The sequence below is a fragment of the Mycolicibacterium houstonense genome, assembly GCF_900078665.2.
GTDB classification, from domain to species: domain Bacteria; phylum Actinomycetota; class Actinomycetes; order Mycobacteriales; family Mycobacteriaceae; genus Mycobacterium; species Mycobacterium houstonense.
This window is the reverse complement of record NZ_LT546208.1, coordinates 611,311-627,457: the sequence shown is the minus strand read 5'-3', so window position 1 is coordinate 627,457 and position 16,147 is coordinate 611,311. Positions and strand designations below refer to the sequence as shown.

Below are 16,147 nucleotides of genomic sequence, written 5' to 3'. Positions count from 1 at the left end.
GTCACAAGAAGATCCCCAGGTTCGCCGTCAACAAGGTGGTGTGGGCCAGGTGAACTGTGCGCCGGGCCAGGCGCCATCCGTCGGCGGTGTCGCGCAGCACATCGAAACGCTCGCCGACCAGGATGTCGTAGTCCGCCAGATCGCCCTGTGCCCGGTAGCAGAGGAAATTGCTGCGCACGTTGTACTCGTCGTCACCTAATGGGTCGACTCGCACATTGGTGATGAGACGCTGAGTACGCGACGGCGGATCCTCGGCGTACGCGTGCTCGGTATACAGCCGCGCCACCCGCATCTTCATCGACGCGAGGGTGTCCTTCATGTGGAATCCGGTCGGGGAGAACTCCAGGTTGCGAGCGTCCGGCCCTCGGGTCACCCGGATGGGCATCAGGTACTCGAGATCGTCGGTGAGGCCGCTGAGCCACAGGTCGAACTCGTGGTGGTCCAGCCGCTCGGCCTCCAGGTACAGAAACCGGGCACAGTCGGCGGTGACATCGCGGGTCAGGCCGACCGGGGCATCGATGCTCACGAGCGTGCTCCCTTCTCGGTCAGTTCTTCTGCGGCAGGCGTCATCTCGCGAAGCCAGCGGCGGTAGAAGGCCCGCTGCGGTGCCTCGCCGAGCGCGGTGGTCGTGGCAATACCGGGGTACTGCCAGTCCGTGTCCTCGGCATAGTCGCTCATGCCGTCGAGACCGAGCTGAAAATTGAAACGCATGCCGCACTTCCGGGCGAACACGGATTTGCCGGCTTGCGGTGCGCCGCCCCACACCACGGTGTCGTCCTGCTCGAGGATGCCGGCCGGGCCGTGCATGCTCAGTCCGGCGATGTAGGCGTCCTCGTTCAACCCGGCGGGTGCGGACTTCCAGCCGAGGGTCCAGTTCCAGTTGACGATGCCATCGGGACCGACCGGCTGCCACTGGCGTAGGTGGGTGAACACCATGGGTGGCGCATCTGGATGCGGTGCCGCGGGCACGCGGACCAGACCGAAGTTCGGGAAGATGAGGAACGTTGTGGCCGAGTGGTTCTCGACGAACTGGCGCTGCAAGGGCGTCAACCGCTCCAGCTGGAAGGTCTCGGCGACCTCCGGCGGGTATCCGGAGGTGTGCCACGGCGGGGGAAGGAAGCCGTTGTTGACGATCATGCCGTGGCCGTGTTCGAAGTACACATGCCTGGACACACCCTGCGGGCCCGCGCCTCCGGTCTCGATCCGGGGGAACATGCCGACGTCCTCGGCAGAGCGGTGTAGTGAGGGCACGTGGTAGGCGTCGGCCATGAAGTTCTCCGCGCCCGACTTCCAGTTGGCCGGTACCCGCCAGCGGTGCGGTTCGCCGATGGTCGTCATTCCCGAGTCGTTCAGGCCGAGCAGGACGTCGAGGTACCAACGCATGTCGCCGAGGTACTCGTCGAGCGTGGGAGCGTCCGGATCGAGCGCGGCGAACACCAGACCGTGCACCGAATCCACGTGCGGGGCCGCGGCGAGCCCCCAGCTGCCGGCATCGAGCTTCTTGTATGCCTTCTTCCGGTAGGGCGCCCCGCTCCATTCGCCCGTATTCTTGAAAACCCATGAGTGATAAGGGCATCGGAAATGGGAGCTGTTGCCCTTCTCGACGCGGCACACCGTGCTGCCGCGGTGCGTGCACTTGTTGAACAGGACGTGGATCAACCCGTCTTCGTCCCGGACGACGATGAATTGGTCCTGCCCGATGTAGCGGAGCACATAGTCGCCCGGTTCGGGGATCTCCGACTCGTGCGCGACGAAGCACCAGCAGCGGGCGAAAATGCGTGCCATTTCCCGTTCGTAGAGCTCAGGGTCATTGAAGATGCGTGGCGATATCACGCCGCCGGCGAGGTCGGATGCGGCGGTTTGGAGAAACTCCGATATCGGGTCCATTGATGCGGGCCGAACCGCCGAATCGCCATTGCGTAGCTGCTCGATCAATGTTGGTTCTCCTTGAGTGGGGACGGTTGTCGACGAATGCCGGGTAACCTACGAGCGCAACGGGAGCGGCCCCAAGTGGCGTGGTCCGGACCGTGGAACATCGCCGGAATTTTCCGAATCTCCGTTTGCCAGCTTCGATTCGCGTGGCGAAGTACGCATTGTTGGCTATGGTTTTCAACCGAATGCACCACCTATGCGCGAGGTCAGTCCATGGACAACACGCCGCCTTCGGGGCCGCGCCACCTGCTGCCCGCCGACCTGACGAGCCTCGTCGGGCGCCGGGCCGAGGCGGCCGAGGTGCGCCGGCTGCTGGGGTCCTCGCGGTTGGTCACGTTGATCGGAATCGGTGGGGTCGGGAAAACCCGTCTGGCCACGCAGGTGGCCCGCAAGTCGCAGCGGGCCTTCGCCGACGGGGTGGCCTTGGCGGAGCTCGCCGGCGTCACCGATCCCGGGCTGGTCCCGCTTGCGGTCGCGGAGTCGCTGGGGCTCGCGGTGCGACACCAGGATGTCGTATGGGCGCTCACCGAGTATCTGCGGGCGCGCGATCTGCTGCTGATTCTCGATAACTGCGAGCACCTCCTCGACCAGTGCGCGGTGCTCGCGCGAAATTTGCTGTCGGCCTGCCCGACGCTGCGCATCCTGGTCACCAGCCGCGAAGCGCTGCGGGTCAGCGGGGAGCATGTCTTCCTCGTTCCGCCGCTCGCCGTCCACCGCAGCGACGGCGATCGGGACACCGCTCCGACCGAGGCGGTCCAGTTGTTCGGCGAGCGTGCGGTCGCGGTGGACCCGGACTTCCGGATCACCGCCGAGAACTGCTCGGACATCGTGGAACTGTGTTCCCGTCTGGACGGCTTGCCGCTGGCGATCGAACTGGCCGCGGTTCGGATGCGCGCGCTCACGCCGGCGGCGTTGCTCGACCGGCTCGACCATCGTCACGATCTTCTCAACGTCGGCGACCGCTCGGCCGCGCCACGGCACCACTCGTTGCGGGCCGCGCTGGAATGGAGCTACGAGCTGTGCTCCGAACCGGAACGGCGGTTGTGGGAACGTCTTTCGGTGTTCTCGGGATGGATCATGCTGAGCGCCGCGGAGTGCATCTGTAGTGACGACGTGCTTCCGCGAGAGGATATCGCCGGGCACTTGTCCGCACTGGTCGACAAGTCGATCGTGGCGCGCCACGTCGCCGAGGGGCACCAGGGCTACCGGTTGCTGGAGACCGTCGCCGAGTACGGCAGGGAGCAACTGCGCTGCCGTGGTGAAGAAGCGGCCGTGCGCGAGAGGTACCGCGCCTACTATTGCCGGCTGGCACACGAATTCGAGAGCCACTGGTTCGGACCCGACCAGCTCGACCTGGTCGGGCGGATGAGAAACGAACAGGTCAATGTCCGCGCCGTCCTCGGCGCGGTGCTCGATGATCCGGATGGCGGACGGGCCGCGTTGCAGATGGCGGCAGACCTGTTCTGGTACTGGCTGGGTTGTGGCCAGCTTCGCGAAGGCAGGCACTGGCTGGACCGTGCGCTGGCAGCCGATGCCTCGCCGAGCTCCGAGCGAGCGGCCGCGCTGTGGGCGAACGGGTACATCGCGATCGCGGAGGGCAAGACCGTCGTTGCGCTGCAGATGCTGCGGGAGAGCCAGTCGCTTGCCGAATCCCTCGGCGACACGGTCAATCTGGCGCACGCCACGCATTTCAGGGGAGTGGCCGAACACAATCTCGGCAACACCACCCTGGGCACCGAGCTGATCCGGGAAGGATCGGTGCTGGAAGAAGCCGGGGGGCCGAGCCTGCACCACGTGCTCGCTCAGGAGCAGGTCGGCTGGCTGCACTGCCGGCGGCGCGACCCGCAACAGGCGGTGGAGGTGCTGGGCCGATGTTTGGCGGAATGCGATCTGCGGGACGAACGCTGGCTGCGGTCATGGATTTTGACGTTCTTGGGCCTGGCCAACTGGATGTTGGGCGAGTTGGATCTCGCGCAACGACAACTGCGAGAGGCGTTGGCCGGCAAGACCCGCTTCCACGACTCCCTGGGCACCGCCGTGGTCATCGAACTGAGCGCATGGCTGGCCGCCAGACAAGACCAACCGCGACGGGCGGCACGGTTGCTCGGCGCGGCGCAACGTGCCTGGGAACCCATCGGCAACTATCCCGGCGGGTTCGAACTGCCGAACTGGAATGACGAGATCTCAGCGGAGTTGCGGGCCGCGTTGGGCGACAATGAGTTCGAGGCGCTGCTGGGCGAAGGTCGCGCGCTGAGCGTCGACAAGGCCGTCGGTGAGGCCATGGGCGATCCTGAGCCGGCACCTGCCGCGCCTGCTCTGCCGGACCGGCCTCTGGCGAGTCTGAGCCGCCGGGAGGCCGAGGTGGCGGGCATGGTGGCCGAAGGCATGACCAACAAGCAGATCGCTCAGGCGCTCGTGTTGTCGCTGCGCACCGTCGAGAGTCATGTCGAGCACATCTTCGCCAAACTCGGGGTGCGGTCCCGGACCCAGGTCGCGGTGCTCTACGCGGCCGGTCAGCCGCCGCGCTGAGCCTCAGAACTTCGTTCGATTGGTGAGTACACCGGTGATACCGCGGGCGTGTGTCGCAGCCGCGGGATCGACATCGGCGAAGATCAGCCCCGGCGCCGCGGCCAGGGTGGCCGTCACCCGGCCCAGCGGATCGGCGATCAACGAGCAACCGACGCCGGTCGGGGCTGCCGAATCCACCTGCACGTCTGAGGCTTTCGGGTCGGCCTGATCGCAGCCGACGATCCACGATCCCGAATCGAGGGCGCGGGCGCGCACCAGTACATCCCACTGCTCGGCCTTGCCCGGGCCCGCCCCCCATGACGCGGGCAGCAGTATCGCCGTGGCGCCTGCGATGGCCAGCTGCTGAAAGAGTGCGGGAAAGCGGACGTCGTAACACGTGGCGACACCGAGCACCACGTCGTCGACGGTGACGGTCACCGGCTCGGTTCCCGGCGCGACCGTATCCGATTCGCGGTAGCCGAACGCGTCGTACAGATGGATCTTGTGGTATCCGATGTGGTGTCCGAGCCCGCTGAGCAGCACGGTGTTTCGCACGCGGTTGCCGTCGGGGGTGAACATGCCGGCCGCGATGAGGACCGAGTGCGCATCGGCGAGCTCGGCGACCGCGGTGGCCCACGGACCGTCGATGGACTGGGCCACCGCGGCGAGTGGGGTGCCGAAGTGCGCCATGGTGGCCTCGGGAAACACGACGACCCGCGCACCGCCATCGGCGGCGCGCCGCACCCAGGATTCCATGATGGCGAGGTTGACGGCGGGGTCGGCCACCGAGGTGATCTGGCATGCCGCGATACGAAGCGGGGTGGCGGTCATGTTCGGTCGTCTCCTTCGATACGCGGGATCCACCCCGGTCGGCTCAACAGGTACTTCACCATCTGCCCTGGGATCGTCAGCGCGGTCTCGATGTCATGGCTGTCGGCCGGCAGATGCGTCCGAACGCTCTGGTGTTGACCAGCTTTCATCTTGTCGACCCATTCCGGGTCGATCAGGGCGGCGCGGCCGACCGCGACGAGATCGGCACCGGCGCCGAGCGCCTCGGTGGCATCGTCGAGCCCTCGGATTCCACCGCTGGCCACGACGGCACTGCGGCCCGCGACCGCGGCGGCGATCGCGGCGATCGGATTGCGGGACTCGACGGCTTCGCGACTCTTGGTCCAGTCACGATCTTCTGGTTGCGGCGAGTTCTTGCGGAAGTCGTCCATGGAGATGTGGACATAGTCAACCCCGGTCTCGGCGAGCTGGTCGCAGAGCAGCGCCGAGTCGTCGAGGGTGTAGCCGCCGGCCTCGGACTCGAACGGCGTTACCCGGAATCCGACTGTCACAGCGGGGCCGACCGCTGACCGGACCGCTTCGGCGACCGCGAGTGGGAAGCGTGCCCGTCGGGCCGCATCACCGCCCCACTCGTCGTCGCGTCGATTGGCTCGCGGCGAGAAGAACTGGTGGATCAGATAGTGGTTGGCCCCGTGTATCTCGATGCCGTCGAACCCGGCCTGCACACCGAGCGCGGCGGCCCTCCCGAATGCCGTTATGAGGTCATCGATCTCGCCGCTGTGTAGTTCGCGGGGAGTGCGGGCATCGGGACGCGCGGACGGAATCGGCGACGGACCGCGGATCCCGCTGGGGCCGACCAGGCCTGGCAACGCGATGCGCCCGCCGTCGTAGAGTTGCAGCAGGGTCAGCGCACCGCCGCGGCCGATCGCTTGCGCGACGGCCCGCAGGCTTTCCAGGTGCTCATCCGTCGAAGCCCCGATGCCCTCCCAGGACCGGCCGTCCTCGTGGACATATGCGCACGACGTCACGGCGGCGCCGAACTCGGTGGCTCCGCGGCGGCCCAGGTACCGCAACTCGTCGTCGGTCACGCGCCCCTGCGGGTCCGACGAGTTGGTGGTCATCGGCGCGAGCATGAATCGGTTTCGCAGGGTTGCCCCGGACGTGAGGCGTAGTGGTGACCAGGGATCGGTGATCGTGCGCATGGCGGCTCCTTGTGGCACGTCGGCTGGGAAGCGTCGGACAGTCACGGTCTCCTCAATCGACTGCCGGGGGCGTCTGCCGCACCGAGTAGGACAGTGAGATCGCCTCGTCTGCGACGGGATCGCGCAGTTCCACACCCCATCCGGTACTGAACTGGTTGACGTCGGGGCGCATCGGGATGGTTCCGGACATCAGCACGGTGCCCGGGTTGAGCAGGTCGCGCGAGCGCAGCTCCTCGACCCAGAACAGCGGCGACAGCAGTTCGGTCAGGGTGCCCTGCTGGATGACCTCGATGCCGGACTCGGTTTCGACGGTGCCGGTCAGGGTGAACTCGTCGAGCCGGTCGGCGATGGTGGCCAGACGCCAGGCCCGGCGGGCCAGCACATCGGGCGCGGCCTGTTTGCTCCAGGCCACCCCATGTTGTTCGAGACGCCGGTCGGTGTGGTCACACGCAGCGGTGAGCAGCAGATCGCCGGGTCCGGTGCCGGCCACGACCAGCGCCCATTCCGCCTCGCCCGAGGTGAGCTCGTGCTGGACGTCGATCTCGTCGGTCTGCATCGCCAGGTAGGAGGCGATGGGGTAGATGCACGGGATGCGGGTGGGAGCGGGCACACCCAACTCGGCGAGCTCGTCGATGTGGGCGGTCACGTCGGCTTGGCTGCGACCCGCGTATCCGGCGTTGAGCAGAGTGTTGACGTCGACGGTGACCGTCTCGTCATCGCTCAGTGTGAAGGTGAGTTGTGGCATGGGTGTCCTGACTGTCGACTGGCCTCGGTCGAGACCTGATGGGTGGGCAGAGCGTTGGAGCACAGGGGTTTTCGAGGGGAAGTCACCGCGTGGCGCGACGCCAGGCGGCTTCCTGGACGTGTCGCGCGATGCCGGCGGCTGCCGTCCGGACGGCCGGTGCCGCGTCGGCGGGCCGGAATCGATGTACCGGACCCGAGATCGAGACCGCCGCGACGATGGCGCCTGACCAGCTCCGGATGGGAGCCGCGATACAGGTCAGGCCAGGTTGGCTCTCCTGGCGGTCGTACGCCACCCCGCAACGCCGGATGGCGGCCAGGTCGCGATCGAGTTGCGCGGCCGAGGAGACACTCAACGACGTGGCGGGCCGAAGGTTCGCCGAGACGCGGGCGATGACCTTCTGGTCGCTGAATGCGAGCAGCGCCTTTCCGATCGCGGTGTTCGCGGCGCGCAGCCGCCCCCCGACGCAGGCAGGCGAGTTCACCCCGTTGTGGCCGTGGATCTTGTCGATGTACAGGACGTCCTGGCCGGTCAGGATGCCGAGATTCACTGTTTCATGGGTGATCTCGTAAAGGTCGAGCAGATGTGGCAGTGCGACGCGGCGCAATTCGTGGTTGTCCGGTTGGCTGCCGAGCGCGCCCAGCTCGTTGAGCCGTGGTCCAGGGGAGTATTCGGTGCCGCGTTTGGTCACCATGTCCCAGTCGACGAGGACGGCCAGCAGGCGGTGCGCTGTCGATTTGGGCAGCTGTGCCTGACGCGCGATCTCCGAGACCCCCATGGCCGGGCGATTCGGCGTGAAACAACTCAGCAGCGCGAGAGCCTTGGCGACCGAGGTCGATGAGTCCGGATCCAGCGGACGGTCGGCTACCAATTGCACGGCGGGTGTCCGATGCAGTGAGCGGGTCGGTGGGGATACCACGGTCGGGCTGATCGTTGTCATCGTTGCCTCCTGGGGCTTCAGTTCGGCGGTGAGTGGCCCGGATGTGCGGCACCGGCGCATTCGGCCTGGGGCCCGACGGTATGCCAGCAGTGGCGCGGGTCACATCGGGGGAATTACCGAAAGACACCTACCTAACGGCTCGCTACGGCCCGGTGAACCCACCGTGAGCTGGGCCGGTGCCGCGCGGTCAGCAGGCCAGGGTGACGGACCTCAGCGACGAGAACCGAGCGGTGACCGGGAAGCCGACGGGCAGCGGTACCGGTGCCGTCCCGACGAGTACCGTCCAGCCCACCTCGATCGCGTGACCGCGCCGGGCAAGACAGTTCGCCGCCGCCGCGAGTGCCTCGGCCGGATGGCTTCTGGCCACCGCATCGAAACGAGACACGGTGGCCGTCCCGGCGACGGTGATACCGGCCTCTTCCCGCGACAGGTCCAGGCCGGCGGGGGCGAACCCGACCGGTCCGGTGAGGTAATACGACGAGGACAGGTTGTCGGCGACCAGGTCAGGCGCAGTGCACCGGCGGTCCGAGTAGCGGCTGTCGGTGACTTCCAGGCCCGCGAACACGAGGTCGACCGCCGCCAGCGCGGCCGCCGCGGTGACCCCGGGACCGCAGAGCCGCCGGCCCATGACGAACGCGATCACCGGTTCGACACCGGGATCGACGAGCAACTCTGTGGGCAGGTGATCGCTTGTACGCAGTGCCATCGCGTCGGTCAGCCACCCGGTCAGCGGTGTCACCGAGGACCGGGACTGCACCTTGATACCGACGACGTGCTCGCCGCGCTCGATCCGCTGGCTCAAGGCCTCGTCCTGAATCCGATAGGCGAGATCGAAGTTCAGATCGCGGCATTCCGCCGAAAGTGACGGCATCCGTTGCTTCTTGGCCTGCGCGCTCAGCAGCCTTCCGGCAATGGAGTCGACAGTCGGCTGGATTGTGGTGCTGAGTTCGATGTTCACCTGCGGGTGCTCCTGAATCGTCGGTGTGCCGGGCGTTCACCGTGACGGTTGGTCGCGATCGAGGGGAATGTGCGCGGTCTGAACCGTGGAACGCTGGCGGGCGGCATGCCACCCTGCGGAACGGTGCCGTTGCCCATCCCCGAACCAGGCGGAAACCTGCTGTGCCGATGCCTGTTCGAAACACAGAAGGGAAACGGTGCATGGCGACATTGACGGTCGATGGCGTTGATCTCTACTACGAGGATCACGGGAGCGGAGAACCACTGCTACTGGTGCACGGCGCCGCGGCGTCGGGGCGATGGTTCGGCGACCTGATTCCCCAACTCGCGGCCAAGTACCGGGTGATCGTGCCGGATCTGCGCGGATTGGGACGCAGTGCGCGGGTAGCGCCGTTGGAACGCCCGCAGGTGTGGGTGGCCGACCTCTGGCGCCTGCTGGACTCACTCGGCCTGGACCGCGTCCATCTCGCTGGTGTGTCACTCGGCTCGCGGATCGCCGGGCGGATGGTGCTCGACAACCGGGCACGGATCACGACCTTGACCGTGGACGCGCCGATCATCGGATTGAGCAAGAGCGGAAACGCTTCGCTCAATTCGGTTTTCACGGCCGTGGACCCGGAGAGTGCTCAGGCCCGCGAGTGGAATGATCTGCACGGGGACGACTGGCGCGATGCCGTCCGGTTCTACGCCGAGACCCGGAGCACCGAACAGTTCCAGGAGTACTTCACCCTGCGACCGCATCTGGCGGACATCGACGTCCCCACCCTGATCTGCCGCGGTGACCTCGATGATGCTATCCACCCGGTGGACGACGCGTTCATCTGGCACAAGCAGGCACCCGACACCCAGTTGTTCATCGCTCCGGGCCTGACCCAGTCATCGATCATGTTGGAGCGCGCGGCGAACTTCGTCACCGAATTCGAGGCATTCCAGGCGCGTTGCGCGCTCGGATCCGCGGCATGACCCGAGCGCTCGTCACCGGATTCGGCGCATACGCAACCGAGAGCGACAATCCCAGCGGTCTGATCGCGCAACGGTTGGACGGACAGCAGATCGCAGGCCTGGACGTAGCCGCCCGCGTGCTGCCGGTGGACACCGAACTGGTGCACGACGTGTTGGCCGAGGCAATCGAGTCACTCCAGCCTGCGGTCGTGGTGCTGACGGGCGTCGCACCCGGCCGCACGGCGCCCGCGGTGGAACGCGTCGCGGTCAATGTGCGGGACTTTCCGATTCCCGATACCGCGCAGCGGGTTCCGATCGACGAACCGGTGGTCGACGGCGGTCCGGCCGCCTATCTGAGCACGTTGCCGGTCAAGGCGATCGTGGACGGTTGGCGGCGTGCGGGGCTGGCCGGCTACGTCTCCAACACGGCCGGGACCTACCTGTGCAACCAGGTGTTCTACCTGGCCCGGCATCTGTGTCGCGTCCCGGGCGCGCGGGTCGGGATGGTGCACCTGCCCGTGACACCTGCCCGATCGACCGCGAGTACACCACCGCTGCCGTCCGTCCCGGTCGAAGTTCTCGAACATCAGGTACGACTGGCACTTTCGGTCTCGGCCGAGCACCAGGGAGACGACCTGCGGATCGGCGGAGGGGCGATCAGTTGACGGCCACCACTCGGATGTTCTCGGAGCAGAGCAGTAGCCAAACAGTGGAGATCGACGGGCATCCGGTCCACTATCACGATGTCGGTGCCGGCCCGCCGCTGGTCATGCCGCAGGCGTTCGGTCCGCTGCCCGGCACGACGGCCTGGCTCACCTACCACCGCACCCTCGGTGAGCTGGCTGCGCGTCATCGGTGCATCCTCGTGGACTACCCGAACTTCGGGCGCAGCGGACCGCGAGAGTTCCACGAGCCGGTGCACGACCTCTATGTGCGAAACACTCTCGGGATTCTGGACCGACTCGGGCTGGATACGGTCACCGCTGTCGGTGTCTCCACCGGGGGGACCGTGGCGATCGGTTTGGCGCTCGCCGCACCGGGGCGCGTGGAACGGTTGATCGTCGGCGGGTGTACCGCCTCGACCGGCGGTGATCCGTACCTGCTCGCGACGGCACCCACCGAGGTCGGACGCCTGTTCGACGAATGCCAATCGTTGCCACCCGACCGCGAACGTATTGCGAGGCTGCTCCGCAGTCTCGTCTTCGATCCCGGGCTGATCGGTGACGATCTCATCGAACAGATCTACCGGTGGCGGCTCGATGAACCGCACCACGCCGAAGCGTGGTCCCGCTCGACCATCGTGGCGCGCAGCAACCTGGCCGCATTGGCGGCGGTGGTGGCACCGACGCTGGTGATTCATGGACGACATGACCGCATGGTGCCGTTGGAGGGGGCTCTGCAGTTGCTGAGCCATCTGCCGTCGGCAGATCTGGTGGTGTTGAACAAATGCGGGCATTGGCCGCCCTACGAACGCCCGCGCGACTTCGTCCGCGCCGTAGGGGCATTCCTCTCCTCGTGAACGTTCTCGGCGTTCCGGTGGACGGATCGGTGCCGTTGCCGGTGGTCGGTGCGTTCACGAAAGCTGCATATCCGAGGCCGCATCGCGCGACTGTCGCGGGCAGGCCGGGAAGGTAAATTCATGAATGAAGTTGTCGCACTGGGGTATCTGGGTCTAACTGCCGCCGATCTGGATGCCTGGCGCACATACGGGACCGAGATTCTGGGCCTGCAGGACGTCTCGGCGCACGAGCAATGCGATGACCAGACGGTCCTGCTGCGCGGTGACGAGCGCGGCTGGCGTCTGGCGATTCACCAGGCCGATACCGGCGGAGCGGCCTACGTCGGCTGGGAAGTGCCGAACGGTGCGGCACTGGACCGGTTGGCCCGGCGGCTGCAGGACGCGGGTGTGGAGATACACCACGACCCGGACTGTGCCGCCGAACGTCACGTGGAGGACGTGATCCGGTGTACCGATCCCGATGGTCACCGGCTGGAGTTCTTCTACGGTGCCCGGGTGCCGAAGCGGCCCTTCGTCTCGCCGAGAGGTATCCGCTTCGTGACCGGTGACCTCGGGATGGGGCACGTGTTCTTCTTCGTCACCGACCTCGCCGCCGCGAAGCGGTTCTACCTGGACGTGCTTGGCTTTCGGCTCAGTGACACCATCGAATTCCACGGCCGTAAAGTCCATTTCGCGCACGTGAACCCCCGTCATCACAGTCTCGCGTTCGTCGAGAACGACAACCTGGCGCCGGCCCTGGGGCACTTCATGCTCGAGGTCACCGACATCGACGATGTCGGGCGGACGCTCGACGCGGTCCACGCCGGTGGGGTTCAGCTCACCGAAACCCTGGGCCGGCACACCAACGATCTGGCCATCTCGTTCTTCATGAAGAATCCGTCCGGCTCGGAGATCGAGTACGGCTACGACGGGCGGTTGGTCGACGACTCCACGTGGCGGGTGTCGAGTTACGACGCCACCAGTTTGTGGGGGCATCACCGTGACTGATGCACCGAAGCCGTCTTCGCCGACGGGAGCACCCCGATGACGGAGACCTACGTGGTCGTCGGCGCGAGTCTGGCCGGGGCGCGTGCGGTAGAGGCAATGCGCAACGAGGGATTCGATGGCCGCATCATCCTGGTCGGTGCCGAGTACCACCTGCCCTACGATCGGCCGCCGCTGTCGAAAGAGGTGATCCTCGGCTCGAAGGACCCGGGCGACACGTTGCTCCACAAGTCGGACTTCTATTCCCGCAACGACATCGAACTCCTACTCGGCGCCCGGGCGCGGCGGATCGACACGCACGGCCGCCGGGTCGAGTTGCACGACGGAGTGTCGATCCAGGCCGACAAGGTGTTGCTGTGTACCGGTACGACCCCGCGTCGTCCGGAGATCCCGGGACTCGACCTCGACGGCGTGCACTTCCTGCGGACGGTCGACGACGCGATCGCGATCCGTGACCGGATGCGCGCCGGTGCTGACGTGGTGATTCTCGGGGGCGGGCTGATCGGCATCGAACTGGCCGCATCGGCGCTGCAGCTCGGCAACCAGGTGACCGTGCTCGAACGAAGCGATGCGGTGCTCGGCCGGGTGCTGCCGGAGCGAATCGCCCAGTGCCTGGTGCGTTTCCACGTCGAACAGGGCGTGCGCATGGTGACCGGTGCCAAGGTGACCGCCGTCGAAGGCGACCATCGGGTACGGCGGGTCACGATGGACGACGGGACGCACATCGATGCTGACCTGGTGGTCGTCGGGGTCGGCGTGGCGCCGGCGGTGGATGTGGCGGTCAATTCCGGTATCGATGTCGACAACGGCATCGTGGTCGACGAGTTCTGTGAGACCTCGGTGCCCGGTGTGTATGCCGCGGGTGACGTGGCGAGCTCCCCATGCAGCCACGACTCCGGACGAATCCGGTTGGAACACTGGCAGAACGCACAGAATCAGGGAATCGCCGCCGCGCGTTCGATGGTGGGACGGCGGGAACCCTACCGCGACCTGCCGTGGTTCTGGTCGGACCAGGGCCAGACGAACATCCAGGTGGCCGGGCGGCTGCATCCGGAAGATCACGTCGTATGGCGCGGCAGCCCGGAATCCATGCAATTCACGGCATTTCACCTGCGGGACAGTGTGTTGGTCGGAGCCGTCGGGGTGAACCGGCGGCGGGAGGTCCGGATGGCGATGAGCCTGATCGACCGGCGGGCCAGGCCGGAGCCGGCCTTGCTGTCCGACCCGGCCGTCGATCTGCGCTCGATCGACGACGTCGCGACACCCGCGGGGCAACAGTGAGGGAGGAATCGGCAATGACGGCAATGGCAGAGTCCGAACACCTGGTCCGGGTGTGTCCGGTCGGAGACCTGGCGCCGGGCAACGTGAAACGGGTCGATGTCGATCCACCGATCGCGGTGTACAACATCGACGGCTCGTTCTACGCGACCGCCGACTGGTGTACACACGACAGGTCGTCGCTGGCCGACGAGGGCTTCATCGAGAACGGCCAGGTCGAATGTGGCTGGCATTTCGCCAAGTTCTGTGTGCGCACCGGCGCGGTCACCGCGCCGCCCGCGGTCCAACCGCTCGCGACCTATTCGGTCCAGGTGATCGATGACGTGGTTTACGTGGAGGTAACCGGCTGAGTGACGTTCCGGCGTCCAGAACGGTTGCATCGACTGGCATTTCGCATGCTGATTAGCTCAACAACAGTCCTCGAATGTGAACTGAAGGGAAATGATCGTGGCCATTGATGCCGGCTATCTGCGCTCGTTGGTGAATTGGGAGGAAGGCAAGATCGGGCCCGAGATCTTCGTCAGCGACGAGATCTACCGGTTGGAGCAGGAGCGCATCTTCGGGCGATCCTGGCTCTTCCTCGCCCACGACAGCATGATCCCCAAGCCGCACGACTTCTTCGCCACCTACATGGGCGGAGATCCCGTGCTCGTGACGCGGCAGCCCGACGGCAGCGTGAAGGCGTTCCTGAACGTATGCCGGCACCGGGGCATGCGGGTCTGCCGGGCCGAGGAGGGAAATGCACGGTCGTTCATGTGTACCTACCACGGTTGGACCTACGACAGTGCGGGCGAGTTGGTCGGTGTTCCGAACCTCGACGACGCGTACGACAACAAGCTGTCCCTCGGCGACAACGGCCTGGTACAGGTCGCTCAGATCGCGAGTTACAAAGGACTGATCTTCGGCAACTTCGACCCGGCGGCGCCACCGCTCGACGAGTACCTCGGCGCGCTGAAGTTCTACATCGACGGCTGGGTCGACCATGCCGAGGGCGGGATCGAAATCCTGCCCGGCGCCATCAAGTGGACGATCAACGCCAACTGGAAGCTGGCCGCCGAGCAGTTCGCCGGCGACACCTACCACGCGACGACCAGCCACTTGTCCTCGCTGCTGGCCTTCGGGCCCGGGTTCGACGCGAAGGACGGCGCACATGTGTCGCTGCGCGAAGGCCACGGGGAGAGCTTCCTGTTCGAGCGGCACACCCGGTTCTCCGACGACCCGCTGGGGCAGTACAACGAGAACAAGCGGCGGATCGCGCGGGAGCGGGTGGGCGATCGCGCCGACATGGTGGCCAACTTCAACGCGTTCCCGAACTTCGCCGGCCTACCCGGCTCGGCCAACATCCGCGTGTGGCATCCGAAAGGGCCGACGAAGTTCGAGATCTGGTCGTTCACCGTCGTCGAGAAAAACGCCCCTGAGGAAGCCCGTCGGGCCCAACAGATTTCCGCATCGTTCACCGAGGGTGCGGCCGGTGTCGTCGAGACCGACGACGGCGAGAACTGGGGAATGATCGGCGGCGTGCTCGAGCAGGGCTACCAGGCCCGGAAAATGGCATGGAACTACGAGATGGGGCTGGGCAGCGAGCGGGAGAACCCGGACTTCCCCGGTGAATACCACGATTCGTTCTTCGGCGAGGCCGGACAACGCGGTTTCTACCGACGCTGGCTGGAGTTCATGACGACCGAGTCCTGGCCGGTCATCCCACCCGAGGAGCGCAGTGTCGCGGTGCCCGCGGCCGCCATGAGCGATGTGGCGGGTGCCCGATGAGCGTCGGAGAGATGGTGCAACCCACCGAGGTCGGTGAGCTCGAGCAGGTTCTGCTGCAACACCGTGTCGAACAGTTCCTCTACCGCGAGGCGCAGTTGCTCGACCATTGGCAATGGGCCAGCTGGCTGGAGTTGTTCGATGAGGACATCCTCTACTGGATGCCGGTGCGCCGGAACCGGCTTCGCCGCCAACGCGGGCAGGACGAGGTTCCCGAGGGTATCGAGATGGCGCATTTCTACGACGACTACTCGTCACTGCAGATGCGAGTGAACCAGATGCACTCCGGCACGCACTGGGCAGAAGACCCGCCGTCCCGGTGCCGGCATCTGGTGACGAACGTGATCGTGCAGCCACGGTCCGAGGTCTCCGGTGATGCCGTCGAGTACGACGTCTGGTCCAACTTCCTCGTCCACCGCAATCGGCTCGAATCCGAAACCGATATCTGGGCAGGAGAGCGTCGCGATGTGTTGCGGGTGGTGGACACGGGCTTCAAGATCGCCCGCCGGACCATTCTGCTCGATCAGAACGTCGTGCAGTCGAAGAACCTGAGCGTCCTGTTCTGATCCGCTGAGAGGATACGAAAAACC

The 16,147-nt window shown here is 66.2% G+C and carries 16 protein-coding genes; 9 read left to right on the top strand and 7 right to left on the bottom strand.

What is annotated here, in order from left to right; genetic code table 11:
- Position 1 precedes the first annotated feature (1 nt).
- Positions 2–526 (bottom strand): aromatic-ring-hydroxylating dioxygenase subunit beta, encoded by a 525-nt coding sequence (locus BN4332_RS31110; RefSeq protein ID WP_066903894.1) that lies wholly within the window; start codon positions 524–526, stop codon positions 2–4.
- Entirely contained in the window at positions 523–1,785 is a 1,263-nt protein-coding gene (locus tag BN4332_RS31105; protein WP_235654344.1) for a Rieske 2Fe-2S domain-containing protein, read from the bottom strand. The genes BN4332_RS31110 and BN4332_RS31105 overlap by 4 nt, the downstream gene beginning before the upstream one ends.
- Positions 1,786–2,145: 360 nt before the next feature.
- On the opposite strand from BN4332_RS31105, the gene BN4332_RS31100 reads away from it, so the two are divergent.
- Entirely contained in the window at positions 2,146–4,461 is a 2,316-nt protein-coding gene (locus BN4332_RS31100) for an ATP-binding protein (RefSeq protein ID WP_066903890.1), read from the top strand.
- A 3-nt stretch (positions 4,462–4,464) separates the two neighbouring features.
- Here the strand turns inward: BN4332_RS31100 and BN4332_RS31095 are convergent, their stop codons facing one another.
- From BN4332_RS31095 to BN4332_RS31075, 5 genes are all read right to left on the bottom strand, one after another.
- Complete coding sequence (locus BN4332_RS31095) at positions 4,465–5,271, bottom strand: carbon-nitrogen hydrolase family protein (protein WP_066903889.1); 807 nt, start codon at positions 5,269–5,271, stop codon at positions 4,465–4,467.
- Positions 5,268–6,431, bottom strand: a complete 1,164-nt coding sequence (locus BN4332_RS31090; protein WP_066903887.1) for an oxidoreductase — start codon at positions 6,429–6,431, stop codon at positions 5,268–5,270. The genes BN4332_RS31095 and BN4332_RS31090 overlap by 4 nt, the downstream gene beginning before the upstream one ends.
- Positions 6,432–6,483: 52 nt before the next feature.
- A complete protein-coding gene (locus tag BN4332_RS31085) occupies positions 6,484–7,176 on the bottom strand; it encodes a DUF2848 domain-containing protein (protein WP_066903885.1) in 693 nt (230 codons plus the stop codon).
- An 82-nt stretch (positions 7,177–7,258) separates the two neighbouring features.
- Positions 7,259–8,113: an IclR family transcriptional regulator gene (locus tag BN4332_RS31080; RefSeq protein WP_234790079.1), complete on the bottom strand. Its 855-nt coding sequence runs from the start codon at positions 8,111–8,113 to the stop codon at positions 7,259–7,261.
- A gap of 187 nt (positions 8,114–8,300) precedes the next feature.
- Complete coding sequence (locus BN4332_RS31075; RefSeq protein ID WP_235654343.1) at positions 8,301–9,071, bottom strand: 2-keto-4-pentenoate hydratase; 771 nt, start codon at positions 9,069–9,071, stop codon at positions 8,301–8,303.
- Between the two features lie 200 nt (positions 9,072–9,271).
- Between BN4332_RS31075 and BN4332_RS31070 the strand changes: the two genes are divergently transcribed.
- From BN4332_RS31070 to BN4332_RS31035, 8 genes are all read left to right on the top strand, one after another.
- A complete protein-coding gene (locus BN4332_RS31070) occupies positions 9,272–10,033 on the top strand; it encodes an alpha/beta fold hydrolase (protein WP_054601586.1) in 762 nt (253 codons plus the stop codon).
- On the top strand, positions 10,030–10,677 hold the full coding sequence (locus BN4332_RS31065) for a pyroglutamyl-peptidase I (RefSeq protein ID WP_066903955.1): 648 nt from the start codon (positions 10,030–10,032) through the stop codon (positions 10,675–10,677). The genes BN4332_RS31070 and BN4332_RS31065 overlap by 4 nt, the downstream gene beginning before the upstream one ends.
- On the top strand, positions 10,674–11,531 hold the full coding sequence (locus tag BN4332_RS31060; protein WP_235654342.1) for an alpha/beta fold hydrolase: 858 nt from the start codon (positions 10,674–10,676) through the stop codon (positions 11,529–11,531). Before BN4332_RS31065 ends, BN4332_RS31060 begins: the two co-directional genes overlap by 4 nt.
- A 120-nt stretch (positions 11,532–11,651) precedes the next feature.
- The gene (locus BN4332_RS31055) at positions 11,652–12,518 is read left to right on the top strand and encodes a VOC family protein (RefSeq protein ID WP_054601588.1); all 867 of its coding nucleotides are present in this window, start codon (positions 11,652–11,654) and stop codon (positions 12,516–12,518) included.
- Positions 12,519–12,554: 36 nt separating this feature from the next.
- Positions 12,555–13,796: an NAD(P)/FAD-dependent oxidoreductase gene (locus tag BN4332_RS31050; protein WP_066903879.1), complete on the top strand. Its 1,242-nt coding sequence runs from the start codon at positions 12,555–12,557 to the stop codon at positions 13,794–13,796.
- Between the two features lie 14 nt (positions 13,797–13,810).
- Positions 13,811–14,143 carry a non-heme iron oxygenase ferredoxin subunit gene (locus tag BN4332_RS31045; protein WP_066903877.1) on the top strand — a complete coding sequence of 111 codons (333 nt, stop codon included), beginning with the start codon at positions 13,811–13,813 and terminating at the stop codon, positions 14,141–14,143.
- A gap of 91 nt (positions 14,144–14,234) precedes the next feature.
- On the top strand, positions 14,235–15,560 hold the full coding sequence (locus BN4332_RS31040; protein WP_066903875.1) for an aromatic ring-hydroxylating oxygenase subunit alpha: 1,326 nt from the start codon (positions 14,235–14,237) through the stop codon (positions 15,558–15,560).
- Complete coding sequence (locus BN4332_RS31035; protein ID WP_054601590.1) at positions 15,557–16,123, top strand: aromatic-ring-hydroxylating dioxygenase subunit beta; 567 nt, start codon at positions 15,557–15,559, stop codon at positions 16,121–16,123. Before BN4332_RS31040 ends, BN4332_RS31035 begins: the two co-directional genes overlap by 4 nt.
- Positions 16,124–16,147: the final 24 nt, after the last annotated feature.